At 42.8% G+C, this 25,916-nt stretch carries 25 protein-coding genes; 18 read left to right on the top strand and 7 right to left on the bottom strand.

All coding sequences use genetic code 11. The features are described 5' to 3' along the window. Positions 1–136: 136 nt before the first annotated feature. The 6 genes from NI466_RS05920 (at position 137) to NI466_RS05895 (ending at position 6,384) form a co-directional block, all read left to right on the top strand. On the top strand, positions 137–439 hold the full coding sequence (locus tag NI466_RS05920; RefSeq protein WP_004280001.1) for a hypothetical protein: 303 nt from the start codon (positions 137–139) through the stop codon (positions 437–439). 132 nt (positions 440–571) lie between these two features. Beyond that, complete coding sequence (locus NI466_RS05915; RefSeq protein ID WP_253173051.1) at positions 572–1,279, top strand: phosphopantetheine-binding protein; 708 nt, start codon at positions 572–574, stop codon at positions 1,277–1,279. Between the two features lie 133 nt (positions 1,280–1,412). Next, a complete protein-coding gene (locus tag NI466_RS05910) occupies positions 1,413–2,057 on the top strand; it encodes an RluA family pseudouridine synthase (RefSeq protein ID WP_253173049.1) in 645 nt (214 codons plus the stop codon). Positions 2,058–2,200: 143 nt separating this feature from the next. Next, positions 2,201–5,038, top strand: coding sequence for an RNA polymerase-associated protein RapA (gene rapA / locus NI466_RS05905; RefSeq protein WP_253173047.1), 2,838 nt, complete (start codon positions 2,201–2,203; stop codon positions 5,036–5,038). Between the two features lie 143 nt (positions 5,039–5,181). Continuing rightward, complete coding sequence (locus NI466_RS05900) at positions 5,182–5,448, top strand: PAAR domain-containing protein (RefSeq protein ID WP_247144211.1); 267 nt, start codon at positions 5,182–5,184, stop codon at positions 5,446–5,448. Positions 5,449–5,583: 135 nt separating this feature from the next. Beyond that, entirely contained in the window at positions 5,584–6,384 is an 801-nt protein-coding gene (locus NI466_RS05895; RefSeq protein WP_253173045.1) for an alpha/beta fold hydrolase, read from the top strand. A 62-nt stretch (positions 6,385–6,446) separates the two neighbouring features. On the opposite strand, the gene fabR is transcribed toward NI466_RS05895, so the two are convergent. Further along, positions 6,447–7,127: an HTH-type transcriptional repressor FabR gene (fabR, locus tag NI466_RS05890; protein ID WP_004646648.1), complete on the bottom strand. Its 681-nt coding sequence runs from the start codon at positions 7,125–7,127 to the stop codon at positions 6,447–6,449. Between the two features lie 152 nt (positions 7,128–7,279). Here fabR and NI466_RS05885 point away from each other — a divergent pair, with 152 nt between their 5' ends. Together NI466_RS05885 and NI466_RS05880 are read left to right on the top strand one after the other, a co-directional pair. Beyond that, the gene (locus NI466_RS05885) at positions 7,280–8,344 is read left to right on the top strand and encodes a flavin reductase family protein (RefSeq protein ID WP_253173115.1); all 1,065 of its coding nucleotides are present in this window, start codon (positions 7,280–7,282) and stop codon (positions 8,342–8,344) included. Positions 8,345–8,358: 14 nt separating this feature from the next. Next, complete coding sequence (locus NI466_RS05880; RefSeq protein WP_004646650.1) at positions 8,359–9,453, top strand: fatty acid desaturase family protein; 1,095 nt, start codon at positions 8,359–8,361, stop codon at positions 9,451–9,453. 195 nt (positions 9,454–9,648) lie between these two features. Here the strand turns inward: NI466_RS05880 and NI466_RS05875 are convergent, their stop codons facing one another. Together NI466_RS05875 and NI466_RS05870 are read right to left on the bottom strand one after the other, a co-directional pair. After that, positions 9,649–10,302, bottom strand: coding sequence for an HAD-IB family hydrolase (locus tag NI466_RS05875; RefSeq protein WP_004729896.1), 654 nt, complete (start codon positions 10,300–10,302; stop codon positions 9,649–9,651). Further along, on the bottom strand, positions 10,269–11,477 hold the full coding sequence (locus tag NI466_RS05870; RefSeq protein ID WP_004646653.1) for a DUF1615 family protein: 1,209 nt from the start codon (positions 11,475–11,477) through the stop codon (positions 10,269–10,271). The genes NI466_RS05875 and NI466_RS05870 overlap by 34 nt, the downstream gene beginning before the upstream one ends. A gap of 80 nt (positions 11,478–11,557) precedes the next feature. Between NI466_RS05870 and dusB the strand changes: the two genes are divergently transcribed. Continuing rightward, entirely contained in the window at positions 11,558–12,583 is a 1,026-nt protein-coding gene (dusB, locus tag NI466_RS05865; protein ID WP_195724855.1) for a tRNA dihydrouridine synthase DusB, read from the top strand. A 249-nt stretch (positions 12,584–12,832) separates the two neighbouring features. After that, positions 12,833–13,510: a hypothetical protein gene (locus NI466_RS05860; protein WP_253173044.1), complete on the top strand. Its 678-nt coding sequence runs from the start codon at positions 12,833–12,835 to the stop codon at positions 13,508–13,510. A gap of 54 nt (positions 13,511–13,564) precedes the next feature. On the opposite strand, the gene NI466_RS05855 is transcribed toward NI466_RS05860, so the two are convergent. Beyond that, positions 13,565–14,608: an NAD(P)H-dependent flavin oxidoreductase gene (locus NI466_RS05855; RefSeq protein ID WP_253173042.1), complete on the bottom strand. Its 1,044-nt coding sequence runs from the start codon at positions 14,606–14,608 to the stop codon at positions 13,565–13,567. A 207-nt stretch (positions 14,609–14,815) separates the two neighbouring features. Here NI466_RS05855 and NI466_RS05850 point away from each other — a divergent pair, with 207 nt between their 5' ends. From NI466_RS05850 to NI466_RS05840, 3 genes are all read left to right on the top strand, one after another. Continuing rightward, positions 14,816–16,075: a putative DNA modification/repair radical SAM protein gene (locus NI466_RS05850; RefSeq protein ID WP_253173040.1), complete on the top strand. Its 1,260-nt coding sequence runs from the start codon at positions 14,816–14,818 to the stop codon at positions 16,073–16,075. Beyond that, a complete protein-coding gene (locus tag NI466_RS05845; protein WP_253173039.1) occupies positions 16,075–16,854 on the top strand; it encodes a TIGR03915 family putative DNA repair protein in 780 nt (259 codons plus the stop codon). The genes NI466_RS05850 and NI466_RS05845 overlap by 1 nt, the downstream gene beginning before the upstream one ends. 63 nt (positions 16,855–16,917) lie before the next feature. After that, the gene (locus tag NI466_RS05840; protein WP_004646660.1) at positions 16,918–17,427 is read left to right on the top strand and encodes a hypothetical protein; all 510 of its coding nucleotides are present in this window, start codon (positions 16,918–16,920) and stop codon (positions 17,425–17,427) included. A gap of 53 nt (positions 17,428–17,480) precedes the next feature. On the opposite strand, the gene NI466_RS05835 is transcribed toward NI466_RS05840, so the two are convergent. The 3 genes from NI466_RS05835 to metK all read right to left on the bottom strand — a co-directional run bounded on the left by NI466_RS05835 (position 17,481) and on the right by metK (position 20,800). Then, a complete protein-coding gene (locus tag NI466_RS05835; protein WP_253173037.1) occupies positions 17,481–18,692 on the bottom strand; it encodes a YeeE/YedE family protein in 1,212 nt (403 codons plus the stop codon). A 266-nt stretch (positions 18,693–18,958) separates the two neighbouring features. Beyond that, positions 18,959–19,303, bottom strand: a complete 345-nt coding sequence (locus NI466_RS05830; RefSeq protein ID WP_005104359.1) for a hypothetical protein — start codon at positions 19,301–19,303, stop codon at positions 18,959–18,961. Between the two features lie 330 nt (positions 19,304–19,633). Beyond that, positions 19,634–20,800: a methionine adenosyltransferase gene (metK, locus tag NI466_RS05825; RefSeq protein WP_219309599.1), complete on the bottom strand. Its 1,167-nt coding sequence runs from the start codon at positions 20,798–20,800 to the stop codon at positions 19,634–19,636. Positions 20,801–21,273: 473 nt separating this feature from the next. On the opposite strand from metK, the gene NI466_RS05820 reads away from it, so the two are divergent. From NI466_RS05820 to NI466_RS05800, 5 genes are all read left to right on the top strand, one after another. Next, positions 21,274–21,657, top strand: a complete 384-nt coding sequence (locus NI466_RS05820) for a prepilin-type N-terminal cleavage/methylation domain-containing protein (protein ID WP_044109680.1) — start codon at positions 21,274–21,276, stop codon at positions 21,655–21,657. 445 nt (positions 21,658–22,102) lie between these two features. Further along, a complete protein-coding gene (tkt, locus tag NI466_RS05815; protein WP_253173035.1) occupies positions 22,103–24,091 on the top strand; it encodes a transketolase in 1,989 nt (662 codons plus the stop codon). Positions 24,092–24,225: 134 nt separating this feature from the next. Continuing rightward, positions 24,226–24,441, top strand: a complete 216-nt coding sequence (locus tag NI466_RS05810; RefSeq protein WP_005246695.1) for a hypothetical protein — start codon at positions 24,226–24,228, stop codon at positions 24,439–24,441. A 175-nt stretch (positions 24,442–24,616) separates the two neighbouring features. After that, on the top strand, positions 24,617–25,078 hold the full coding sequence (locus NI466_RS05805) for a GNAT family N-acetyltransferase (RefSeq protein WP_253173033.1): 462 nt from the start codon (positions 24,617–24,619) through the stop codon (positions 25,076–25,078). Between the two features lie 129 nt (positions 25,079–25,207). Then, the gene (locus NI466_RS05800) at positions 25,208–25,795 is read left to right on the top strand and encodes a YceI family protein (RefSeq protein ID WP_004646669.1); all 588 of its coding nucleotides are present in this window, start codon (positions 25,208–25,210) and stop codon (positions 25,793–25,795) included. Positions 25,796–25,916: the final 121 nt, after the last annotated feature.

Here is a 25,916-nt window from a genome sequence, read left to right as displayed (position 1 = left end):
AAAAAGCCCAATCGCTAATGAGTGGGCTTGTCTATATACAATAAAGTTATAATTTAAAAAGGAAATCAAAAGAATTTCGTATAACGTGTATTATGTTAATTTTAGAAATAATTAAAAGTTTGGAAATACTAGTGAAATGCAACTTATAGAAATAGAGCCTTATTTTTGGGAACTATATGAGGATAGCGAAAATATATACCTCAATGTTTGTATAAATATGAGTGCAGTTTCTTGGGCGAAAACTATCTGCCTAGATAAACAAACGATTCAGCAATATCAGACTCAAGGAAAAGGTTTTATTGATGACTTAGCTAAAAGAATTGAAAGCAGCCAATTTAGAAAAGATTATGAAAGATTTTATTCATTTCCAGATGCCTCCGCAGAACAAAAAGAGGGAATGCTTCTAGCATTTAATGAATATAGGGCTAAGCAAAATTAAAGCCATTTAACATAATGGCGATGATACGAAATTAGAACAATAAACCTCTGTGAAATCAAAGTGTTTTTCAAATCGATGCTAAACTAAAATAGCATGAATCATCATGCTATTTTGTATTTATAAGAGCCTCCCATGCTGTACCCCATCCCTAAAAAAATCCAACTTGCTCCATCCCAAGCCAAATGGCAATTGTCATCCTCTAAATCCGTTTTGGTTTTAGTCGGATTGCAAAACTTGCGTATGCAGCAGGGGATACAAGACAGTTCACTGATGGCAAATTTGATCCAAGTAACCAATAAAGCCAAAGCACTGGATATTCCCATTGTTGATCTATATGGTGATGACCTGATGCAAGGCATGCAGCAATTGGGAGAATATGCCTCAATGCATCCGCAACTGATTTTTGCCGGGCAGGTTACACCGATGCTGAAACAGATTTTGCCGCATCTGATGAGTGTGACGGATCAAATCGGTGTGGTCGATGATGTGATTTTATTGGCGAATCAAGATCAGCATATTCAATGGATCGAAAATATTTCAGCACAGGGGATACATCACTTAAATACCTATAGCCTGACCCGCTTATGGGATTTAAGCGCATCTTCCGAATATGTATTGTCGGCCAAAGGCATTATGTTGGCTGTCGCAGAACAGCTGGATATGGATGCTTTGGAAATTGATCCCTATGTCGACTTAAAAAATTATGGTCTGGATTCGGTAACGATGGTGAGTCTGATCGGTATATGGCGTGCACATGGCGCGAATGTACGTTATGAAGATGTGCTAAAGCATCCGTCTTTGCACGAATTGACAAGCTTCATTTTAAAATCCTCAGGTTGATGCGCTGCGATTGAGCATTTTTATGAGCTAAATCGGAAATTTCATCACCATTTACACAAATGCGCATTGTAATTATGAGCTAAGCTTTCTATCATTGCCGCCTTGTTTTTCGCGATCAGCCTGGGATTGAACTTTGAGTAATTTTCTAACCGAACATCTGATACATCGTGATGATGATTTCATGGTCATCCACAAACCTGCAGGTTTACTCACAGTTCCCGGTAAAACAGAAGACTTACAAGATTGCCTGATCAACCGTCTGGTCAAACTAGAACCCAAAACTTTACTGATTCATCGACTGGATCGTGATACATCCGGCATTTTGGCCTTTGGTCTGAGCAAATGGGGACAAAAAACCATTTCCCGTCAGTTTCAGGAGCGCCAGACCGATAAAACCTATCAGGCTGTGGTTGCCGGTACACTCGAAGGTGAAGGTACTATTGAAGTGCCAGTCGTGTATGATCCAAGCCGTCCCCCCTTACATATCGCAGATCCCGCACATAATAAGCCGGCCATCACGCATTGGCAGGCGATTGAACATTTTAATATTCAGGGACAGCCTGTGACCCGGGTGAAACTGATCCCAATTACCGGCCGTTCACATCAGCTACGGGTGCATATGCAATATCTCGGACATCCGATTATTGGCGATACCTTATATGCGACATCCGAACAGCAACAGCTCAGCTCACGTCTATGTTTACACGCGGAACGTTTGAGTTTTTGTCATCCTCAAACAGAGCAGTTGGTCGAATTTTATTGTCCGGCGCCGTTCTAGGAAATACTTCTTTAATCGGCGTGAATTATGCTCACTTTTTAGTGGGCTTTATGTCAAAATACATTGCTTGAAGGTGTGAAATTTTGCTCCAATGACGTTTCGTGATTGAGCCTAATATTCATAATCTTGTACTTAAGATAAAGGTGGAAAAATTGCAGCAATTTGCTATTGGTCAACGTTGGTTATCAGATACTGAAACAGAACTCGGTTTAGGCGTTCTTATTGATGTTGATGAGCGGTCGGTCAGCATTTTATTCCCGAAAAGCGATGAAACCCGCGTCTATGCACGCAGCAATGCACCCTTATCTCGTATCGTATTTAATGTGAAAGATGAATTACAGGATCAGGAAGGGACCAAGTGGATTGTAGAATCCGTTGAAGACCGCAATGGCGTGGTGCGTTATCATGTTGTTCGTACTCTGGAAGATGGAACTGAAGAACGTAAATCGCTGAATGAAACTCGTATTGGTGCGACCATCCAGCTGTCTAAGCCTCTAGACCGTTTATTGGCCAGTCAGGTTGATTATAAAGAATGGTATGACCTGCGTATTGAAGCGCTGCTGATGCAGGCCAATATGCAAAGCAGTCCACTGCGTGGTTTGGTAGGTTCACGTGTCGGCCTGATTCCGCATCAATTGTATATTGCACATGAAGTCGGTCAGCGTTTTGCACCGCGTGTATTACTGGCCGATGAAGTTGGTCTGGGCAAAACCATCGAAGCGGGTCTGATCATCCATCAACAGCTGAAAACTGGCCGTTCTGAACGTATTCTGATTTTAGTACCAGATTCACTGCAATATCAGTGGATGATCGAGATGCGCCGTCGTTTCAATCTTGAGTTCTCGCTATTTGACTTGACCCGTACTGCGTCGATCAAAGAACATGACCCTGAACAGAACCCATTCCTGACCGAACAAAAAATTATTGCCTCTGTCGATTTGATGGTCGACCATGAAGATCTTCGTGAACAGGCACTTGAAGCAGGTTTCGACTTGCTGGTAGTTGATGAAGCGCATCATTTGATGTGGAGCGAAGAAGATGGCGGTAATGACCGTTATGATCTGGTTGAAGAACTGGCTGAACATACGCCGGGCGTGTTGTTATTGACAGCGACACCTGAACAGCTCGGTGTAGAAAGTCACTTTGCACGCCTACGTTTGCTTGATCCGCAGCGTTTTAACTCGCTGGATCGTTTCCTCGATGAAGAAGCGCAATATCAGCATACGGCTAAAATTGCAGAAGTGTTGATGTCAGACATGCCGCTAGAAGCTGAGCATCTTACTGCGATTGAGGCCTTGTTAGGTCATCCGATTGAAGATCATCCTGAACAGCGTTTCCGTGCCATTCATGAACTTTTAGACCGTCATGGTACAGGCCGTATCCTGTTCCGTAATACGCGTGAAGCGATTCAAGGTTTCCCGGGTCGTGACTGTCAGCCAGCGCCATTGCCAGCACCAGAACACTGGTCTAAAGATGGTAAATTACGTGAGCAAATGTGGCCTGAAGAAGCTCAGCTAGATGGCTCGTGGATGGAAGCCGATCCACGCGTGATGTGGCTGATGGAGCGTTTGCGTACCGATTTAAAACACAAGAAAGTCTTACTGATTGCGCGTAGCGGGCCAGTGGTTGAGGCGTTGGAAAATGTACTGCGTTTACATGCCGGTATTCGTACGGCGATGTTCCATGAAGGCATGAGCTTGTTAGAACGTGACCAGGCCGCAGCTTATTTTGCTGAAGATTCGTATGGCGCGCAGATTCTTCTTTGTTCGGAAATCGGTTCAGAAGGACGTAACTTCCAGTTTGCCTCTGATCTGATTCTGTTTGACCTACCTGCGAACCCGGACGTGTTGGAACAGCGTATTGGTCGTCTGGATCGTATCGGTCAGGAAAACCGCATTCAGATTCATGTGCCTTATCTGGTGGGAACTGCACAAGAACGTATGTTCCGCTGGTATAACGAAGCGCTGAATATCTTCAGCAATATTTCTCCAACTGCACAAACCTTGCAAGAAAACTTTATTGTTCGCTTGAAAGACTGTCTATTGGCAGACAAAGGTCAAGAGTTTGAAGACCTGCTAGAAGAAGTCAGCGTGCAACGTGAAGCGCTGGAAGCTGAATTGCAGGAAGGTCGTGACCGTTTGCTTGAGTACAACTCTTGTCGTCCGGTGGTGGCACAGGAAATTGTCAACGCGCTTGAAGACTATGATGACAATACCACTTTGCCGATTTTCATGAAGCGCTTTATGGCGTCTACGAATATCGACTTTGATGAGCAAAGTAACGGTACAGTGATCATCAAGCCAACCGATCAAATGCAGGTTCAAGGTTTGACGCTGGATGAAGAAGGGATTACAGTGACTTTCTATCGTGATCAAGCACAAATTCGTGAAGATGCGCAATACTTGACTCTAGAACATCCATTCACTGAAAGTGTGATGGAAATGATCAATACCCAAGGCTTTGGTAGCACCAACGTTGCGGTATTAAAATCTGCAGCATTGCCACAAGGTTCGGTATTGTTAGAAGTATGGTTCAAGGTTGATGTCGTCGCACCGAAAGCATTGAACTTGCCGTCTAGCTTGCCGCAACAGTTGATCCGTGTCTTGCTTAGTGAAAAAGGTCAGGATCTATCCCAGAAGATTGCACCAGAAATCCTGAAGCCGTACCTGCATCATTTAGATGGTAATAGCTGCCGTCAGGTGGTGAAAGCACGTCGTGATGTGATTGAAGCACGTTATCAACAGGCACTTGAACTGGCACGCAGTACATTGCCGGGCTTCAAGCAGCAAGCCAAAGAAGTGTATGGCAATAAATGGCAATATGAAATTGATCGTCTGACCTATCTGAAACAGTTCAACCCAAGTATCCGTGAAGATGAAATTGCACGTTTACAGAAGTTGCAGAAAGAGGGTCTAAGCCTGTTGGATGGTCTATCGGTAACACCGGAAGCGATTCAGGTGATGGTCGTGGTCAAGCCTTAAGTTTTACGCAATAAAAAAATGCAGCTTTCGGGCTGCTTTTTTTATGGGCAAAATCCGAGTTTATTATTTTTTGTCGGAGAATGCTGGTCTGTCATTTTCCTCCTGTTTAAAATTAGCCTACTGAATAATAAGAATGACAAAGCATGTCAAAAGCATTAATTACCCTTGGTACAAAGACCAGTCATGGCGGCATGGTAACTGAATGTGAACCCTCTTTTTTGATCAATGGTATCGCCGTACATTTAAATGGCATGAAGCATTATTGTCCCAAATGCCAGACCATGGTCACCGCAATTTCCAGCAATTTGTCTATTACTGTCAAAGGACGGGCAGTGGTAATCGCGGGGGATAAGGCCAGTTGCGGCGCGATTTTTCTACCGATGCAACATTTGACTGTATCGCAGAAATAGACTTTAAATTCTGAAGAAGTACAGAGAAATGACTTTGAGGTCATGCTTTGAGCATTTTTGCACTGCCGAATGAAAGAATAGATCAGTAAGCTCATTCGATGATTTCAGGATGAATACGCGCTGCGTTTAAAAATAATGAAGCAAGCCCTACATTTTACTCATGCCAATGGTATCCCTTCGGCAACTTATCAAAAGTTTTTGCATTGTTTTCAGCAAGATTATGAGGTCAAAGCGATTCCTTTGATCGGCATGAATCAGCAATATCCAATTACGCGAGACTGGCGCTATCTGGTCGATGAAGTTATTGCAGATATCGAGCAGCAGTTTCCTCAGCAACAGGTGATTGGTTTAGGGCATTCCTTTGGTGGTCTGGTGACCCTTATGGCGGCGTATCGACGTCCCGAACTGTTTTCCAAACTGGTCATTATGGATCCACCGTTTGTGATTGGAAAAAACAGCGCCATGTTCGAACTGATTAAAAAGCTGAATCTAAAAAGTGTCGATCGTTATACACCCGCAGGAATTACGCTAAAACGCAAAGATTATTGGCCATCGAAACAGGTCGCAATTGAAGCACTCCGGTTTAACCGCTTATTTAAAAATTTCGATGAGCAGTGTTTTGCTGATTATATCGAGAGCGGCATTCAGCCAGAACCTGAACGTGGTGGGGTGACGTTAACTATTCCAAAACAGATAGAAGCGGAAATCTTCCGGACTGTGCCAGCCTGGTGGTGGAGAACGCCACGCCGACCGCCTGAAGTGCCGATGCATCTGATGACTGCAGAGCAAAGCCAGTTTTATCAGCAGGGGTTGCCACAAGGGATGCACAAGATTTATCGGATTAATTATTCTGTGGTCGAGGGCGGGCATATGTTCCCGCTTGAGTATCCGGAAGCCACTGCAAAGGCAGTCAAAGCTCAACTCGCACTTTTGTAATCATCATAAAAAAGAGACGCTGATTACGTCTCTTTTTATACTAGTTCATGCAAATCGGAAAATTAGCGCAGCTGAGAATCTTCCAGATGACGTGCACCTTCAAGGATCATCCGGATCATGATCATGGTCTGTTCGGCAATTTCTTTGCGGTCTTCGGCAGGCATATCAATCACATTAGCACCCATGTTGAAGACCAGTTGGGTAATGGCTTTGGCTGCAATATCGGGATGAAATAACTTCTTATTGTTTAGGCGTTCCAGACGAATTAAATCTTCCTGAAGTTCTTGCTGAAAATAATTTAACTGGCGTTCTACCGCCTGTTTATAAGACTTGGAGCCAGTATAGCCTTCACGTAATAACAGGCTCAGATTGCCTTCATCGGCATCCAGCTGGGCAATAAAGACTTCTACAGAACTGCGGATAATGCTGTTCTGGCGAGAAGCTTGCAGACGTGCTTCATGCAAAATCTGACGCAATACAATCCCGGCACGATCAATCAGCTCAATGGCCAGTTCATCAATGTCTTTAAAATGACGATAGAAGCTGTTCGGTGCAATACCGGCTTCACGCGCGACTTCACGCAGACTTAAAGAGGAAATACTTTTTTGTGGCCCAATCAGATTCAACGCAGCCTGAAACAGTTCTTCCTTGGTAATGGTGGCCTTGCGACCGACACTCCGTACGATAATCGGCTCATCAATGCTTTTCGATTGTAATAAAGATGCGTCACTGCTTATTTTCATTGAAGGCTCGTTCATCAATAGGTTCATGCATGAATCATTTTATTATAACCGAGCCAGTCAAGCTTGTGAAATGATTAGAAACAATACAGTTGTATATACAAATATATATACATGTGTATAATAATTAAAAACCCAAGGTGATGTCGCAAACGATGCATGTACTCCAAAAACTTAAAACGCCGTTGAATGCACTGTCTGACAGTGTAATCGATCAGCATGCGATTAATTTCTGGATTCAGAAACTCAATCCTGTATGGTCGTTGAATCAGCCATTAGGCAAGATCGTGCATATAGAAAATGCAGCACAGGATATGCTGAGTCTGAAAATTCAAGTGAATCGCTTATTTAAGTTTGGTGAAGCAGGGCAGCATCATCCGGTCTATGTGGTGGTAAACGGCATCCGTTATGAACGTAGCTATAGTTTGACCCGTGTAGATGCGCAACATGTTTTATTGACCGTGAAAAAAGTCAATGCCGGTAAAGTCAGTACCTGGTTTGCAGAACAGGCACAAGTGGGTGATGTGATCGAATTTGGTCAGCCTTATGGTGATATGACCTTGCCTGTGCAGACGAGTCCATTGATCTTGCTTGCAGCAGGGAGTGGTATTACCCCAATGCTCAGTATGCTGGAAAGCTTGAGCAAAAAAGGTGAACTATCTGCACCGGTTACTCTCTGGTACTGGGTTAAAAAAGATCAGGATGCCGCATTTAAAGCACGGTTTGAAGAACTTGCTCAAAAACATGCAAATTTCTCATTTCATGTGTATGCCACTCAAGAACAGCCAGCTGCTGCACGTCTTGATGAAACCTATCTGACCGATCTGCAAAATCTGGAAAATAGCATCGTATATTGCTGTGGCCCTTCAGGTTTTGTATCTAAAGCAGAACAGCTTTTTGCTCAGGCAAAACAGTTTAAAGGTGAAGCATTTAGCATGAGCTTGGCGGATCAATCGGATACCGGCTTTATTAATGTCACCCTGACCCAGTCGAAAAAAATTGTCAGCATTCCAAAAGGCCAGTCCATTCTGGTGAGTCTGGAACAGCAAAATATTAAACCGACCCATGGTTGCCGTATGGGCATTTGTAATAAATGTGCCTGCAATAAAGTAGAAGGTTCGACCAAGAATTTGGTCAACGGTGCGCAAAATACCGAACCCGGTAACCTGCTCAAAATTTGTATTAACTCAGCGCAGACTGACCTTGTCATCGACTTATAAGCGAGTTTTATCCTATGAATATGCCAGTAAAATTACAGTATTTTAAAAATCCTAAAAACCGTGAATTAACCCAGTTTGAACTTGATGAACTTGCACGTGAACTTGATGCAATTAAACAAGAAGTGCTAGATGATCTGGGTGAAAAAGACGCCAAATATATCCGTCGTGTCTATTCAACCATTCGCTATTCATCGATTGCCGGTCGTGCTTTGCTGTTTGCAGGCTGGTTCCCGCCAGCCTGGTTATTGGGTACAGGCTTATTAGGCTTTGCCAAAATTATGGAAAATATGGAACTGGGTCATAATGTCATGCATGGTCAGTATGACTGGATGAATGATCCTAAACTCAATGGTCAGACCTATGAATGGGATATCGTAGGGACTTCAGACAACTGGCGTCAAACTCATAACTTTAAGCATCATACCTATACCAATATTAAAGGTATGGATGATGATATCGGTTATGGCTTATTACGCCTGTTCCCGGAACAGCGCTGGAAACCGGGTTATTTACTACAACCAATTTATGCAGTGCCATTCTGTTTATTGTTCCAGTGGGGTGTTGCGATTCAGAATCTTGAATTGGGTAAATACTTCAAAGGCCGTAAAAGCAAAGAGCAGACCAAAGAAGAATGGCGTCCAATGCAGAGCAAAATCGGTAAACAGCTGTTTAAAGATTATGTATTCTTCCCACTCATCGCAGGTCCTGCGGCTTTACCTGTTTTGACCGGCAATATGGTGGCCAATGGTCTGCGTAATATCTGGACCTTTAGTATTATTTTCTGTGGCCACTTTACCAAAGATGTAGAAGTATTCCCGAAATCGGTACTGCAAAATGAAAGTCGTGGTCACTGGTATATGCGTCAGATCCGTGGTTCATCAAACCTGACTGGTTCTGAAGCGTTTCATATCTTGACGGGTCATTTAAGTCATCAGATTGAACATCATCTGTATCCTGATGTACCTGCACGTCGCTATCGTCAAATGGCGCCAAAGGTTCAGGCGGTTTGTGAAAAATATGGTTTGAACTATAACAATGCTAGCTTGGTTAAACAGTATGGCAGCGTAATCAAACGTATTGTGAAATATGCGTTTCCGTTTAAGAAGTAATTTTTCTTAAAGCTAAAAAACCACTTCAAATGAAGTGGTTTTTTTTATTTGGGAGGCTAATACTTACAGAAAGTAAAAGCCCTGATTGCGAAGCTATTTAAGATGATTTCAAGGCATAAAGTAAAAAAAGTTAATCTGTCATTTATAGCGTTGTTTAAACGCGTTTAGTTGGTTAACCCTATAGAATGGAAAGGACTAATATGGCATCGAATGAGCTGAAATATTAATTTTTGGAAGCTGTTGATCTTGACCCTCAAAATAGCTTTGCTGCGCCAGACTGAGCATTTCTATATCTTCCTTGCTATTCCCATAAGCATAAATTTCAGCATAATTATCCAGATTATATTTTTCTAGAATTCTAATTTTCTTTTGTGTGTTACTACAGTCAGGAGTTTGATAAAACCCTGTCAATTTCCCAGCTTTGATTTCAACTTCGCTACAGATTAAATCGATATTTAAATAACTGCACACCGGTTTAAGATACAAATCCAATGAGGCTGATACCAGCACGACTTCATGTCCTAATTGTTGATGCTGTTTAAGTTGTTCTAATAATTTCGGATTCAACTTGAATATTAGTTGTTGTGCATAATCCTGAGCTAATTGCAGAATTTCCTCTGCATCACTGTTTTTAAACATGCTGGCATACAATTTGGGTCGCATGCGGTGTGCCGGATAGAAATTTAAATAATAGGCCTGTATCCATGGCAAAATTTGCATGCCGCGTTTCACAATATGCCGTTTTCTTAAGGCATGGAAAATGAACCCGGTAAAGCTATCATGTAGATACAGGGTTCCATCAAAATCAAATAAGGCTAGAGTTTTAGATTTTTGATTTTGCGCATGCATGTTTGATATCGACCATCGACGCGGGTAGCAAACCAGTTAGTATTATAATCACGACTTAATTTTGGTCCGGAAATGACCACTTCAGGCATAATGGCATAGATAGGATCTTTACCCGTTTTTTCCTGATAAAGCTTGCTGACACCACGATAAGTCATCGTATCTTCAAAGTCTTTATCTTTTTCTTTCTTTAAATCAGCTCGGATTTGACGTTCAGTGATAATAAAATTATTTTTGGCAAAAACACTGATTAACTCACGCTCAGATTGACTCTTCTGCGAACGGATCGCGCCATCTTTAGTATAGAGCAATAAGTCGCCATCCAGATCAAGTTCGGCTTCAGTTAAATCATTTAACATGCTCTGAAAAGCGGCATTTCGACTGGAATACATGCCCGAGTTATAGTCCGCAAAACGATAAATTGGCTTGTCATAATCCGCCGGATACATCATCAGGCGATGAATCCCATAATACAGACCGCCATATTGACTGTAGAGATCGGTACGTAACTCTGCGATATTGCCGCCTTGGCGTTTATGTTCTTTCGCATAGCTGATATGTACTTGCATTGAACCCAAGGTGGTAATTGGATTCATTTTCTCGCCAATATTCTGACCGACCAGTTTGGCAGCACCAGTCAGGGCGCTAACATGATAATGCTTTGACATATAATCAAATATTTCACGATATAATTCGTCGAGTTCACGTTCGGTTTTGACCCGGCGCATCTGGCTTAAGTAGTTGTCTTCAGGACTCGGATGGTTCTTGAGAACTTCCTGGAAATATCCTGCAACTGTGCCACCAATTGCTTGACCAAGCTTATCTTTGAATTTTTCATCAAGGCGGCCTTGGACTTCCTTAACCGCCTTTTCACCCAAACCCGGAACAGTAGGATCTGCAACAAAGTTAGATTCCTGATCAACCACTGCCACAATCGTACAAACATTTTCCTTGGTCTGAGGAATGCCGAGCTGTTCGGTAATGTCATAAATATCTTGTGCCCAAGACTCACGTTGGTTGACACGGTTTGGAATAGCTTTGCGAATATGTTCAACTTCAAGTGTCGGTTCATCATCTTTTGACCACCATGAACCATTGCCACAACCGGCAAGACCCAGAGAAAGTACAAGTACAGACAATGACTTAAAAGAAAAACAAGAAGCGAAAGTTTTATTCATGGTGTCGTAAATTAATTGAAAAGATGAGCGAATAAGGCAGATGCAGTATACTATGCCCATCAAAAAAGTGATGAATTTATATGTATATTGGTCCATATCAACTGTCAAACAATTTGATTGTCGCTCCCATGGCAGGTGTGACCGACCGTCCGTTTAGAACCTTGTGCAAATACTTTGGTGCAGGCCATGCGGTCAGTGAAATGATGACGTCTGACAAAACTTTGCGCATGAGTAAAAAAAGCTTATATCGTGCCAATTTTGATGGAGAGTTGGCCCCGATTTCAGCGCAGATTGCCGGTTCAGACCCGCATGATTTGGCTGAAGCGGCACGTTATCAGGTGGCCAATGGTGCACAAATTGTTGATATTAATATGGGCTGCCCAGCCAAAAAGGTCTGTAACCGGCTTGCCGGTTCTGCTTTATTGCAGGATGAAGATCTAGTTGCACGCATTCTGGATGCAGTCGTGGCTGCAGTTGATGTGCCAGTGACCTTAAAAACCCGTCTTGGTTATTTGAATGGTCAGGAAAATATTATGCGGGTCGCCAAACGTGCTGAACAAGCCGGGATTGCGGCACTGGCTTTACATGGCCGTACCCGTGAAGACATGTACCTGAATACCGCACGTTATTCTTTAATCAAAGACGTAAAGGAAATGTTGAATATTCCCGTGATTGCCAACGGTGATATCGACAGTCCGGAAAAAGCCAAATATGTGCTGGATTATACCGGTGCGGACGCAATTATGATTGGTCGTGCAGCCCAAGGTCGGCCCTGGATTTTTCGTGAAATTGCCCATTATTTAAAAACCGGTCAACACTTGGATGCCCCGAGTATTGCGGAAGTTAAAGATGTTCTATTGGGACATTTGACAGAATTATACGAGTTCTATGGCGAGTATTCCGGTTGCCGGATTTCCCGTAAACATATTGCCTGGTACACCAAAGGACTGCGTTCCAGTAACGAGTTTCGTCAAAGCATGTATCAGGTAGAAAATACCGCTGACCAGTATCGTGTGGTAGAAGATTATTTTAATGCACTGCTAGAACATGGTTTAACCATGAATGATGTACAGGTCGAGCAGGTGAATTTACTGGAAACCAAGTAATGACGGGCAAAATTCAGCGAATCATGTAATATTTTTTGCATGAAATCCCTACCTTTTTTATCTTGAGCAGGCGGATTTTTGCATTCTGTTTACACTTCAGCCTGTCTAATACATAGCAGCACAGTTTGTTCACTTAAACTGGACAGGACTTGGACATTGCTTACTCAAGCTTCCTCTATGATGAACCTATCCAGATATAAACCAGATGTGATCCATCTTGTTTATCGTCATCATTGAGGGAGATCTGTAATGACAAATACCAATCGTCCAGTCACAGAGTTTAGCCATAAAACGTCAACGGAATTGCCACAAGAACGCAGTGAAGGCCTGAATATCAATCCGACTGATACCAATGCGCGTCCAGATTTGAATACACCCGTGAAAGATAATCCTCGTGTTCCAGACATGAATGAAGGTGAAGATAATCTGACTGCGACCAGTGCCGGTACTTTGGGTGGAGCTGCGGTAGGCGCAGTTGCAGGTCTGGTAGGTGGCCCTCCAGGTGCAGTGGTGGGTGGTATTATCGGTGGTGTTGTTGGCGGTATTGCAGGTAATGACATTGCAACGTCTGATCATGGGAAGCAGACAGATAATTACCAGCATCCAGAGAACTTGCCTGAGGCAAATAATTATCGACATCCAGATCATTTGAGTGCAGAAGATAATTACTGGAGAGATGAGTATCATAATCGCCCGTATTTCAATGAAACGCGTAGCACATATGGCGATCTAGATTATGATCGTGATTATCGCGGTGCTTATCGAGTCGGTTATGAAAACCGTCCAATGTATGAGCATGATACGGATTTTGATCGTGCTGAACCTGAACTGCGTACCAAATGGGAACAGTTAAAAGGTGAGTCCCGCCTCAACTGGGAAGAAGCTAAATTTGCAGTTAAAGATGCCTGGCATCGTGTCACACGCTAATTCTAGATAAATTAAAAACCTCTCCATGTGAGAGGTTTTTTTATGATTCAATAATTAAAGATGCTTCATTTCCAGTACGAGCTGGTTAATCAGATCGGAAGCTTCCATTTCACGAATCTGTGCCACGTTCGAACCTGCCCAGAATGCACCATAACCTTGATCCCCATGTTTGGCAGCAGCAGCATGTAATTGCTTGGCCAGATCATAAGTATATGGATAAGCCGGAACATCCAGCCGATCGGGTGTATCCACTTCAATATGCCAGTGGTTAATGATGCCGCGTGCAGGACGACCGGAAATACTGGCACTCACCTGAGTGAGTGGCTTGGAAAATAAGGCTTTACGATAGGCATCATTGGCATTAGAAGATTTACACTGCACAAATGCAGTCCCAAGTTGCACGGCATCTGCACCGAAATCCATCATTTGACGCGCTTGCTCACCCGTCATAATCCCGCCTGCCGCTACAATCGGCAAGGAAGAATGCTGTTTGATCAGCTTCACCAGATTGGAGGTTTTGACTGAAGCATCAAACTTGGTCGAGAAAATCCCGCGATGGCCACCAGCCTCAATACCCTGCGCAATAATGATATCAATTCCGGCTGCTTCAATGGCTTTAGCTTCGGCATAATTAGTGGCAGATACCATGGTCAGAATCCCGGCCTGTTTTAGGGCTTGAATCTGATGCGGATGTGGAATCCCAAAATGAAAGCTGACTGCTCGCGGTTTGATTTCTAATATCAGATTCAGAAAGTCATCATTGTCTTTAAAACTCGGATAAATACACTCCAAATGATCTGGTGCCTGAGCGCCATATTCGGCAAATTTATCTTTAAACTGTGCAATCCATGCCTGCGCTACAGCCTCATCTACAGGAACAGTGTCATGACAGAAAAAATTGACCTGAAAAGGGCAATCTGTCAGTTCCTGAGTCTTTAAAATCTGTTGTCGTGCAGCCTCAATACTGCTGGCCCCCAGACCCAGTGAGCCCAAGCCGCCCTGATTTGACACTTCGGCAGCAAGCTCAGGTGTAGAGACACCTGCCATCGGTGCCAAGAAAATAGGGTGTTTAATTCCGAGATTTTCTAATAAAGACATAGATTTGCTCCTTGTTATACTTTTACTTTGCCTTTGAGCACAAAATTAAGCAAATCATATTGGTTATTTTATTTTGAAATACTGCAGCATGGGTTACGTGTTATTTACATTTCTTGCGACACGCTACGTCGCCAAAAAGATAGAACTTTTATTAGCCTAGAATTGAACACCTTATAATAGCCTTTTGGTCACATATTCTCTGAGCTCATGTCTGATCGTATCCGTGAAAAACTGCAAATTTTAGCCGATGCTGCCAAGTATGATGTGTCTTGTTCATCTAGTGGTAGCAACCGTAAAAATAAAGACAAGGGTGTGGGCAATACCGGGAATGGTATCTGTCATAGTTATACCGAAGATGGCCGCTGTGTGTCCTTATTGAAAATTCTATTCTCTAATGTCTGTATTTTTGACTGTTCCTATTGTGTTTCGCGCCGTTCCAATGACGTCCAGCGTGCAGCATTTACCGTGCAGGAAGTCGTCGATCTGACCATGAATTTTTATCGGCGTAATTATATTGAGGGGCTGTTTCTCAGTTCGGGAATTTTTAAATCGGCCGATCACACCATGGAACGGATGCTACAGGTGGTCAAAAAACTTAGACTCGAAGAAAACTTTAATGGCTATATCCATCTGAAAACTATTCCGGGTGCATCACAGGAGATCATTACCGAATCTGGGCTGTATGTCGACCGTATGAGTATTAATCTGGAAATGCCAACGGAAGCGGGACTGCAAAAATTTGCGCCTGAGAAAACCCATGCTGAAGTACAAAAAGACTTGGGCATTGTACGTGACCGGTTGATCCAGCTCAAAGATGAACGCAAGCTGATTAAGTCAGTCCCCAAGTTTGTACCTGCCGGACAAACCACACAGATGGTGGTGGGCGCGCATAGTGAAACCGATCAGGACATTATTTTGATGGCTGATCAGCATTATAAGGAATTCAAGCTGAAACGGGTGTATTTCTCTGGTTATATTCCGATTAACCCTGAAGAGAAAGCCTTACCCGCCATCGGCTCAGCACCACCATTATTAAGAGAAAATCGTCTGTATCAATCCGACTGGCTAATGCGTTTTTATGGCTTTGCTGCTGATGAAATTGTCGATGAGCAGCATCCGAATCTGGAGCTGGAGATTGATCCCAAACTCAGTTGGGCCTTGCGTCATCCTGAAGCCTTTCCGCTCGATATTAACCGTGCCGACTATAAAATGATTCTACGGGTACCTGGCATAGGGGTGCGTTCTGCCCAGAAAATTGTACAGGCCCGGCGTTTTGGACAGATTCATATTGACCAGCTAAAACGCATGGGCGTGGCTTATAACCGGGCGCAGCATTTTATCCGCTGTGCGGATACACCAAAATTTAGGAAAGATCAGAAATCCCATCAGATCCGTCAGCAAATTTTGATGTCAGGGCAATCCAAATATCAGCAGCAACTTTCACCTCAATTAGGATTTGGTTTCTAGTGGCAAGTTACTGTTTTGATGGCAGCATGACGGGTCTGCTCAGTTGTGTATTTCGTGCTTTCGAGTTTAAAGAATTTAACGTGATAGTGACGGCCAATCCTCAAGTACAAACAGGTTTATTTGATGAATTTATCCATGTGGCCTCTAATGATCAGCATGGGCAGCGGGTGTGGCAGGGATTAAAGCAGAAAGTATCTTCCAGCAGTTTGCGTGCTTTTTACTATACCTTTTTGTCAGAGCAGGAAGCAGCGTTCCAGACTCTTTTTGATTTTGCAGTCTATGTCTTTCAAAACCAGCGTCCAGTCGATAAAGATTATGGTCATGCTGCGGTGATCGGCATGTCGCAATGGGCCAAGCAAGTGGGACGGGAAAAGCATCGCATGGAGGCTTTCGTGCGCTTTAAAAAAGCCAAAGATGGCTTGTTTCTAAGTCTGGTCAGACCGGACTTTAATGTCTTGCCGATTATTTCCCGACATTTTCAGGAGCGTTATCAGGATCAAAGCTGGCTGATTTATGATGAGCAGCGTAATTACGGTATTTATTATAATTTAAGGCAAATGCATCAGGTCGAGATGAACGTGGAAATAATCGATCCACAAATCCGGATTGGTCATAGTCAGTCATTCAGTATTGAACTGGATGATCAAGAGCTGCTATACGATCAGCTCTGGAAAGATTATTTCAACAGTGTGAATATTCAGGCGCGCAAGAACATGAAATTGCATATTCAATATGTGCCAAAGCGCTACTGGCGTTATATGAATGAGAAATTACTTTAAACAGTACATCAAGCTGCTTTCAGGCATAATAAGCATTGGTATATTTAAATTGAGTGTATAAACATGAAGGTATGGCTAACGTCATTAGCGCTGCTCACTGGATTAACTGCATGTTCGGAACAACCACAAAAACCGGTCGTAGATCCAGCCAAATATCAGGTTCAGACCGCACAGGAACTGCAGCAACGTTTTGATGCACTCAATGTCCAGTTAGCCCAAGACTTTCAGAAATTTAAGAAAGTCGAAAGCATTGCTTTCGCACACCAGTTTCCTTTAGATGTCAATAATCTGCAAAGCTTGAACCAGCATCTCGTTAGCAGTACCGCATTAAAACCTAGTAAAATCGCCTATTGCGATATGATGAATAGTTATTTTGCCGATATGTTCCGTTTGGGACATTACAATCTGGAACTGGTCGATGACATTAAATTGCCCAATGCCAAGAATGAAAATTTAAAAGCTAATTTCTCTGATGCTGATCATTTTTATACCTTTATTCTGGATCGTTATACGACTTATCGTCAGGTTCAGCAGACCATGGGTTATGGCTGTAATTTAAAAGCTGCGCTGTAAATCCTAAAGCCAGAAAAAAGCCCATCACAGATGGGCTTTTTTGATTTTAAGCATTAGCAACCGGTCAGTTTTTCAGACTGCGGTTTTTCATCCGAGAAGAAAATCGGACGAAGTTTTACCCCGATCCCGTTACCAATAAAAGCGAAGACCAGCCATAACCAGCCATGCAGACTACCCGACGCAATTCCACTGAAATATGCACCGATATTACAACCATAAGCTAAGCGTGCGCCGTAGCCCAGCATTATGCCACCTACAACAGCAGCAATCAGTGAACGTTTTGGAATATTGAAATTCGGCGCAAATTTACCTGCCAAACTCGCCGCCAACAAAGCACCTAGCATAATGCCGAAGTTCATCATGGAGGTAATGTCATACCAGAGTGAGTTGGCCAGCGCTTTTGCATTACCCGCCTGTTGCCAATAATCCCATGATGCAACGTCTATACCTACAAGACTTGCACCTTTGGCACCCCAAACTGCCAGCGCAGAGGTCACGCCCCAAGGACGACCTGCCAGTGCCAAAGTGGCAAAGTTGAGCAAGGTCAGAATAATACCGCCCCAAATCAGAGGCCATGGACCACGAACAAAGCGCTTCCAGCCCTGATATTCACTGCGTGGCTCAATTTCCAGGCTACCATGACGTTTCTTTTCAAAATAAACAGTCGCCGCAGCAATGATGGCAAAAACGATAAAGCTCAACAGCAATCCAGGGAGGACGCCTAAACTTTCTACCAGTGAAATAGGCTCAAGATGTGGCAGGGCAAACCACCAGTCAAGGTGGGAGGTCGCAATCACAGACCCGATACAGAAGAACAAGAGCGTCACCAGCATACGTGCACTACCGCCACCTACGGTATACAGGGTACCTGATGCACAACCGCCACCGAGCTGCATACCGATACCGAAAATAAAGGCACCAATCATGACTGACATGGAAACAGGGTTAACATTGCCTTTGACTGGGTTGCCGAACAATTCACCTGCACCTAAAGCGGGGAAGAACAGTAAAACTGCCAGCGCCAGCATAATCATCTGCGCACGTAAACCACGGCCGCGACGTTCCTTGATAAAGACACGCCAGCTCGAAGTAAAACCAAATGAAGCATGGTACAGGGTCATGCCCAGTGCACCACCAACCAAAAATAATAGGGCCTGATTTAAGCCTACGATTTGATAGGCACCGATTGTACCTATGATAAGCAAAATAAAAGCTGCCCAGACCGAAATATTCGACCGTTGGGAAGCAGCAACAATGACTGACATGGGAGATTAAATTTTAAAAATAAAGGCTGGTATTCTACTGAATTTCAGTTTAAATGCAGCCCGTTTTGCCGATTCAATCACAATTAAGTCATTCTAATACTTGATAAGTTTTATCAATTTATTTGATTTTATCGAATCATTTAGATAAAAAATTGATCCCATCAAGAAATAATGCAATTTCAATTTAGATAATTCGATATTTAAAATCATCTCTGATAAAAAAGCCTGCAATCGCAGGCTTTTAAACATCAAGCTGAATCCTAAAATCAGTTTTCAGCTTTTTCCCGAACTTCTCCGGCACCTTCCTCAACTGCCGCAGCTGTTGCTGCAGTTGCTTTACGTGCTGCTTCCGCAGTGGCATCTGCTGCTCTAGACGTTGCAGCAGCTGCTTCGTCCGCTGCCTGAGCAGTATTTTCTGCGGCATTATCCATTGCTCGTTCGGTTTCTACCGCAGCCTCACGGCTGGCATCTTCCATATCATGACCGGCTTGATTGGCTGCATTTTCTAAATGCTCACCTGTGGTTGCGCCGGTTTCAGGCGCTTCTTCTTTACTACAGCCGACTAAGGCAACAGTGGTCGCCAAACCTAAAGCAATCAGTAATTTATTCATCGAGTAATATCCTTTTGTTGTTGTAGAGCTGCAATCTAATTTAGCAGCCATTTGTTTAGATTTATGCTAGCAAATAGATCAACATTTGTTGATTAACTGTAACTTTTTTCGATACTTATACTGTAATGGCACAGTCGGAAGTTGTTTAAAGTTTCATGGAATAGTGATATTCACAGAGAGGGGAGCTTCAAAACTATCATTCGACATGCAGATTATAGTATGAAGTTTGGTATTTAGATATTTGGCATCATGAGCCAGAGATAATTCTAAAAATGAAGAAATGAAAGACATAAAAAAGCCCGCATGATGCAGGCTTTTTTTAAGAAAAACTTATAGACCAGCAGAGGCTTTAAGCGCTTCCACTTTGTCAGTTTTTTCCCAAGTAAATGCAGTATCTGAACCTTCACGACCGAAGTGACCATAAGCAGCAGTTTGCTTATACATTGGCTGGATCAGGTCAAGCATACGGGTAATGCCATATGGACGTAAGTCGAAATGTTCACGAACCAGTGCAATAATCAATTCTTCAGAGACTTTTGCAGTATTGAATGTATTGATTGAAATTGAAGTTGGCTCAGCAACACCAATCGCATAAGACACCTGAATCTCACACTTGTCAGCCAAGCCAGCAGCAACGATGTTTTTCGCCACATAACGACCTGCATACGCAGCAGAGCGGTCAACTTTAGATGGATCTTTACCAGAGAAAGCACCACCGCCGTGACGTGCCATACCGCCGTAGGTATCTACGATAATTTTACGGCCAGTCAAACCACAGTCACCTACAGGACCACCGATCACAAACATACCCGTTGGGTTGATGTGGAATTTGGTGTCTGCATGGAACATGTCAGCAGGAATGATTTTCTTCACGATTTCTTCAATCACAGCCTCTTTCAGGTTTGCTTGAGTGATTTCAGGATCATGTTGAGTTGAAAGAACGACTGCATCTAAACGAACTGGTACGCCATTTTCATAAGCAAAAGTTACCTGACTTTTTGCATCTGGGCGTAACCATGGCAAGGTGCCATTACGACGTAATTCAGCCTGCTTTTCCATCAAGCGATGCGCATATGAAATCGGCGCAGGCATTAATACATCAGTTTCGCGGCTTGCATAACCGAACATTAAACCTTGGTCACCGGCACCCTGATCTTCAGGTTTCTGGCGGTCTACACCCTGAGCAATTTGAGGTGACTGTTTACCAATCATGTTGATCACGGCACAGGTTGAACCATCAAAACCAAGATCAGAATGGTGATAACCAATTCCGTTTACGGTATGACGTACAATTGCCTCAAAATCAACATTTGCTGTCGTTGTGATTTCACCGGCAAGTACAACCGCACCTGTTTTTACAAGCGTTTCACAAGCAACCCGTGCATATGGGTCTTCTTTTAAGATTGCATCCAAAATAGCGTCACTGATTTGGTCAGCCATTTTATCTGGATGGCCTTCGCTTACAGATTCCGAAGTAAATACAGCGTACTCGCGCATAGTCCTATCACAGTTAATTTTAAAGACCCGATATGTTACATCGAGTTGCGCTCTAGGACTAGCTTAACACGACAAAATTGGTCGAAATTGTTTCAAATTATTGTGTTTTTAATTGATTAATAGAATTAAAAAAATTGATATGTCTATTTAGACAGCATTATTGATTGAGGAATATGAAGCAACAATATTTTAATCCGTCAGACTGTCAGAAAATTAAATGCTTAGATTTCCGATTAAATCTTAAAAAAATAGACGATAGAAAAAATACAAAGCTCAAAATTCAAAATTTACTTAAGCAAGTGATCATTACATCAATAAAGCAGATTCAGGCTGTGCGCCTTGCGACCAAATGTCTTGTTGATGTTCGGGTATATCTTCATATTAGCGCTAAGTCTTCCACATTAGCTGGTTAGGAATGGCGACATCTTTTGCTATGGACTTCTTGGAGCAAGACTGTAAGGAGATCAGAAATCATGTATCAAAAGGCATTTACCCTGATTGAAGTGCTGATCGTGCTCATCATTATCGCGATTTTAGTGACGATGGCTTTTATGAGTTATCAAGCTTATGTCGTGCGTAATCAATTGGCCGAAGTGTTTGAACAGGCTGGAGCATATCGAACCCAGTTTATTGCTTCGGATCAGCACTGTGATGCCGGACGCCAGATTGGTGGGCATGGTCAATATATCGAAAAAGTCATTATTAATGCCGCTTGCCGGATAGAGTTCAAGATACGAGAGCAGGGAGTCGATATGGCCATTCGCGGGAAATCAGTCGCTTTTGATGTTCATAGTGACAAATGTTATTCCACTGATATTCAACAGCGCTATTTGCCTAAAGACTGTCAGGGACAATAAGTCTGCCGAGGTTGGAAATTAGCCTAAGCGAATTAGGTTTCACCTGTATATCAAACAATCCTGCCAATATTTTATAAAATTTAATACAAATTACATTATGAATAGATCAGGGGATTGTATAGATTTTCTTCAAAAATAATGATGTGAGACCTATGAAATAGAGACAAAATCAGCATAAATTCAATCCTGTCTATCTGCTTAAATTGTAGATACAGACAATAAAGTTAACTAGGAAATGCGGGATAATTCAATTTGAAAATCAGCACAGAGAACCGAAGCCGCAGAAGAAATGTGGAATAATTGTACGATAAGGCAAGAGACACTCAATAAACTGATAAATATTGTTGGTTAGTCTTTACCCCTCGCTGTTTTTTTAAGACAATAGACAGCAGTTTTGAAAGTCTTTTCATCATTTCCTATTTCTGAATATTTTGGACTCTGATTTATGACAACCCCGCTTAATGAACGTCGTATTGCAAACGCAATTCGTGTATTGGCAATGGATGCTGTGCAAAAAGCAAACTCAGGACATCCAGGTGCTCCAATGGGGATGGCAGATATCGCTGATGTGGTTTGGCGTGAATTCATGAACCATAACCCGACCAACCCGAATTGGGCAAACCGTGACCGTTTTGTATTGTCAAATGGCCATGGCTCTATGCTTCAATATGCGCTTCTTCATTTAACGGGCTACGATCTTTCGATTGAGGATCTTAAAGCATTCCGTCAACTTCATTCTAAAACACCTGGCCACCCGGAATTGGGTTATGCACCAGGGATTGAAACGACGACTGGTCCTTTAGGTCAAGGCATCGCGAATGCTGTTGGTTTTGCACTGGCTGAAAAAACCCTAGCTGCACAATTTAACAAAGACGACATCCAAGTTGTAGATCACTTCACTTACTGCTTCCTTGGCGATGGCTGTTTGATGGAAGGTGTTTCTCACGAAGCATGTTCTTTGGCAGGAACATTGGGTCTAGGCAAACTGATTGCTTACTATGATGACAATGGCATCTCGATTGATGGCGAAGTGGAAGGCTGGTTCTCTGACGATACAGAACAACGCTTCTTGGCGTACGGCTGGCAAGTGATTAAAGTTGATGGCCACGATGCAGATGCAATCCGTCAGGCAACTGTTGAGGCGAAAGCTGAAACTGCTAAACCAACCATCATTATCTGTAAAACCGTGATTGGTTTGGGTTCACCAAACAAGCAAGGTAAAGAAGACAGTCATGGTGCACCACTCGGTCATGATGAAATCGTCTTGACTCGTGAAGCACTAGGCTGGACTGATGAAGCATTTGTAATTCCTGAAGATGTTTATGCAGCTTGGGATGCGAAAGCTAAAGGTGCTGAATCAGAAGCAGCTTGGAACGAAACATTTGCTGCTTATGCTGCAAAATATCCAACTGAAGCCGCTGAATTTAAACGTCGTTTATCTGGTGAATTACCGGCTGACTTCGTTGCAAAAGCGGATGCCTATATTGCAGAAGTGAATGCCAAAGCTGAAATAATTGCAACGCGTAAAGCCAGCCAAAATGCATTGCAAGCACTTGTTCCATTATTGCCAGAAGTTCTAGGTGGTTCTGCGGATCTTGCAGGTTCTAACCTGACCCTTTGGAAAGGCGCGCAAGGCGTACAGGACAATCCGGCAGGTAACTACGTACACTATGGCGTACGTGAATTCGGTATGACTGCAATCGCGAATGGTGTTGCACTGCATGGCGGGTTCATCCCTTATGTAGCAACATTCCTGATGTTTATGGAATATGCACGTAATGCGGTACGTATGTCTGCATTAATGAAACAGCGCGTGATCCATGTGTATACGCATGACTCAATTGGTCTGGGTGAAGATGGCCCAACGCATCAACCTGTTGAGCAGATCGCATCCCTTCGTGGTACACCAAACCTGAATACATGGCGCCCATGTGACACCGTTGAAGCAGCAATTTCTTGGAAATCTGCATTAACGCGTGCTGAAGGTCCAACCGCATTGATCTTCTCTCGTCAGAACTTGCCATTCCAAACCCGTACTCAAGCTCAAATTGAGAACGCTGCGAAAGGTGGCTATGTATTGGCTGAAGAAAAAGGCGAATTGAAAGCCATCATCATTGCAACTGGTTCTGAAGTATCTCTGGCAATGGAAGCTTATGCACAGCTTGAAGGCGTGCGTATCGTGTCTATGCCATGTGCTGAAGAATTCATGAAGCAAGATGCAGCTTATCGTGAAGCGGTTCTTCCATCGAATATTCGTGCACGTGTTGCTGTTGAGGCTGCACATGTTGATTACTGGTGGAAATTTGTGGGTCTTGATGGTCGCGTCATCGGTATGACAACGTATGGCGAATCTGCACCTGCAAAAGATCTGTTCCAGTTCTTCGGTATTACTACTGAAGCAGTTGTAGCAGCTATAAAAGAGATTACTGCATAATCAACTGATTAAGCAGTTTTTTAAAAGACGCTCCATTTTTGGGGCGTCTTTTATTTTTTCGCTTTTTAGCGTTGTTTTCATGTGGCAATCGTTAGAAAGTTCTCCCAGAGTCGAAATGAAAGAGTGAGATGAACATGAGCTTGTATGAACAAATTAACGATGAAATTATTTTAATGGATGCAGGCGAACTCAAGTGGATCGGACAGGAGTTAGCTCTTGAAGCGATGGTTGCAGTTGATTTAATGCTGCAAGAATTAGCCGAAGAAAAGGTCATTAAAGTGCGTCGTAAAAATCATGAAAAGACGACTGGCCTAAAACAGGTTGATCGTATTCTGGTTGAAAAACTTTAAACATAAAGCATGAAAAGTCCCTGATTGGGGCTTTTTTTATGCCGGATGATTTTCATCTGACAGGTTGCTTATGAGCACCAGATGAGATAAAGCTAAGTTTAGGCCGCTATAAAAATTCAGCGACTACTATCGAAATGACTTAAATTAAAGAAATAAGCCAAAGAAGCGGTTAAACATGAATATACAGCCCCAGATCCAGATCCAGATCAAATCTTTAGAGCAAATATCACAGGCAGAATGGCTATTTTTATGGCAAGACTATCAACGCTTTTATCAGACGCAAATTTCTGAAGAGGTAAGTGAAAATACCTGGGATAAATTAACCAATTATGAATTAGATTCAATGTACGGTTTTGCGGCGCTGATGGATGGAAAGGTCGTGGGGATTGTGCATGTTATCGAACATAATAGTAGCTGGACAGTAAGACCTTATGCCTATTTGCAGGATCTATTTACCCATCCTGACTATCGGGGAAAGAGTGTGGCGCGTAAGTTGATTCAACATGTCTATCAGGTTGCACAGCAGCGTAATTGCGACCGGGTTTACTGGCTGACTCAGGAATCAAATCATCAGGCACAAGCGTTGTATAACAAAGTCGCCAAGAAAACTGGATTCATCCAGTACCGTATGGATTAAAGCTCAAAAATTAAAAAAATAACTTACAATTTTATCGTTTCATCACTGCAACAAAACGTTTTATCTTTAGGGCTGTAAACGGTTCCAGATTCTATACACTTAATAACATCCAAAACGTGAGATAAAAACATGAATTTCAAAACATTAGCATTAGGCTTGGCGGTCGCATCTGTAGCAACAGTTTCTATGGCAAAACCAGTGGCCTATACGATTGACCCGACTCATTCAGCAACTGTTTTCTCTTGGAGCCACTTTGGTTTCTCTACACCATCTGCAAACTTCAGTGACATCCAGGGTACCATTAATGTTGATAATGCAAAACCTGCGAATTCTTCGGTCAATGTGAATATCCCGGTTGCAAGCATTAATACGAATGTGAAAGCGCTGGATGACCATATTAAGACAGCAGAATTTTTTGATGCTGCCAAATATCCGAATATCACTTTTAAAAGTACTAAAGTTCAGGCTCTAGGCAAAAACAAATACAAAATCACCGGTAACTTAACCGTAAAAGATGTCACTAAACCTGTGGTACTGGACGCAGTTTTAAATAAACAAGGCGTGCACCCAATGACCAAATTACAAACGATTGGTTTCAATGCAACCACTTCATTTAACCGTTCAGCCTTTGGGGTAGGCGGTTATGTTCCAAATGTGGGCGATAAAATTACAGTGAACATTACTACCGAGGCTTCTGTTCCTGCTCCGAAAAAATAAGCATGACAAATTAAAAAAGCACCCAACTGGGCACTGCTGTCCCATAGTTTGCTTTAAATAAAAAAACCTGAGTCCTAACAGTTAAAATATGAGTGCAAACAAACACTTTAACGACCAGGAT

It is taken from the genome of Acinetobacter lwoffii (genome assembly GCF_024129595.1).
Classification (GTDB): Bacteria; Pseudomonadota; Gammaproteobacteria; order Pseudomonadales; family Moraxellaceae; genus Acinetobacter; species Acinetobacter lwoffii_O.
The sequence above is the reverse complement of the archived record's forward strand: the minus strand, read 5'-3'. Positions and strand labels throughout refer to the sequence as shown.

What these genes read in the sequence shown, in the direction of transcription:
- NI466_RS05920 (WP_004280001.1), top strand. Translation starts at nt 137, where the DNA reads ATGCAACTTATAGAAATAGAGCCTTATTTTTGGGAACTATATGAGGAT.
- NI466_RS05915 (WP_253173051.1), top strand. Translation starts at nt 572, where the DNA reads ATGCTGTACCCCATCCCTAAAAAAATCCAACTTGCTCCATCCCAAGCC.
- NI466_RS05900 (WP_247144211.1), top strand. Translation starts at nt 5,182, where the DNA reads ATGTCAAAAGCATTAATTACCCTTGGTACAAAGACCAGTCATGGCGGC.
- NI466_RS05895 (WP_253173045.1), top strand. Translation starts at nt 5,584, where the DNA reads ATGAAGCAAGCCCTACATTTTACTCATGCCAATGGTATCCCTTCGGCA.
- fabR (WP_004646648.1), bottom strand. Translation starts at nt 7,127, where the DNA reads ATGAAAATAAGCAGTGACGCATCTTTATTACAATCGAAAAGCATTGAT.
- NI466_RS05885 (WP_253173115.1), top strand. Translation starts at nt 7,280, where the DNA reads ATGCATGTACTCCAAAAACTTAAAACGCCGTTGAATGCACTGTCTGAC.
- NI466_RS05880 (WP_004646650.1), top strand. Translation starts at nt 8,359, where the DNA reads ATGAATATGCCAGTAAAATTACAGTATTTTAAAAATCCTAAAAACCGT.
- NI466_RS05875 (WP_004729896.1), bottom strand. Translation starts at nt 10,302, where the DNA reads ATGCATGCGCAAAATCAAAAATCTAAAACTCTAGCCTTATTTGATTTT.
- NI466_RS05870 (WP_004646653.1), bottom strand. Translation starts at nt 11,477, where the DNA reads ATGAATAAAACTTTCGCTTCTTGTTTTTCTTTTAAGTCATTGTCTGTA.
- dusB (WP_195724855.1), top strand. Translation starts at nt 11,558, where the DNA reads ATGTATATTGGTCCATATCAACTGTCAAACAATTTGATTGTCGCTCCC.
- NI466_RS05860 (WP_253173044.1), top strand. Translation starts at nt 12,833, where the DNA reads ATGACAAATACCAATCGTCCAGTCACAGAGTTTAGCCATAAAACGTCA.
- NI466_RS05855 (WP_253173042.1), bottom strand. Translation starts at nt 14,608, where the DNA reads ATGTCTTTATTAGAAAATCTCGGAATTAAACACCCTATTTTCTTGGCA.
- NI466_RS05850 (WP_253173040.1), top strand. Translation starts at nt 14,816, where the DNA reads ATGTCTGATCGTATCCGTGAAAAACTGCAAATTTTAGCCGATGCTGCC.
- NI466_RS05840 (WP_004646660.1), top strand. Translation starts at nt 16,918, where the DNA reads ATGAAGGTATGGCTAACGTCATTAGCGCTGCTCACTGGATTAACTGCA.
- NI466_RS05835 (WP_253173037.1), bottom strand. Translation starts at nt 18,692, where the DNA reads ATGTCAGTCATTGTTGCTGCTTCCCAACGGTCGAATATTTCGGTCTGG.
- NI466_RS05830 (WP_005104359.1), bottom strand. Translation starts at nt 19,303, where the DNA reads ATGAATAAATTACTGATTGCTTTAGGTTTGGCGACCACTGTTGCCTTA.
- metK (WP_219309599.1), bottom strand. Translation starts at nt 20,800, where the DNA reads ATGCGCGAGTACGCTGTATTTACTTCGGAATCTGTAAGCGAAGGCCAT.
- NI466_RS05820 (WP_044109680.1), top strand. Translation starts at nt 21,274, where the DNA reads ATGTATCAAAAGGCATTTACCCTGATTGAAGTGCTGATCGTGCTCATC.
- tkt (WP_253173035.1), top strand. Translation starts at nt 22,103, where the DNA reads ATGACAACCCCGCTTAATGAACGTCGTATTGCAAACGCAATTCGTGTA.
- NI466_RS05810 (WP_005246695.1), top strand. Translation starts at nt 24,226, where the DNA reads ATGAGCTTGTATGAACAAATTAACGATGAAATTATTTTAATGGATGCA.
- NI466_RS05805 (WP_253173033.1), top strand. Translation starts at nt 24,617, where the DNA reads ATGAATATACAGCCCCAGATCCAGATCCAGATCAAATCTTTAGAGCAA.
- NI466_RS05800 (WP_004646669.1), top strand. Translation starts at nt 25,208, where the DNA reads ATGAATTTCAAAACATTAGCATTAGGCTTGGCGGTCGCATCTGTAGCA.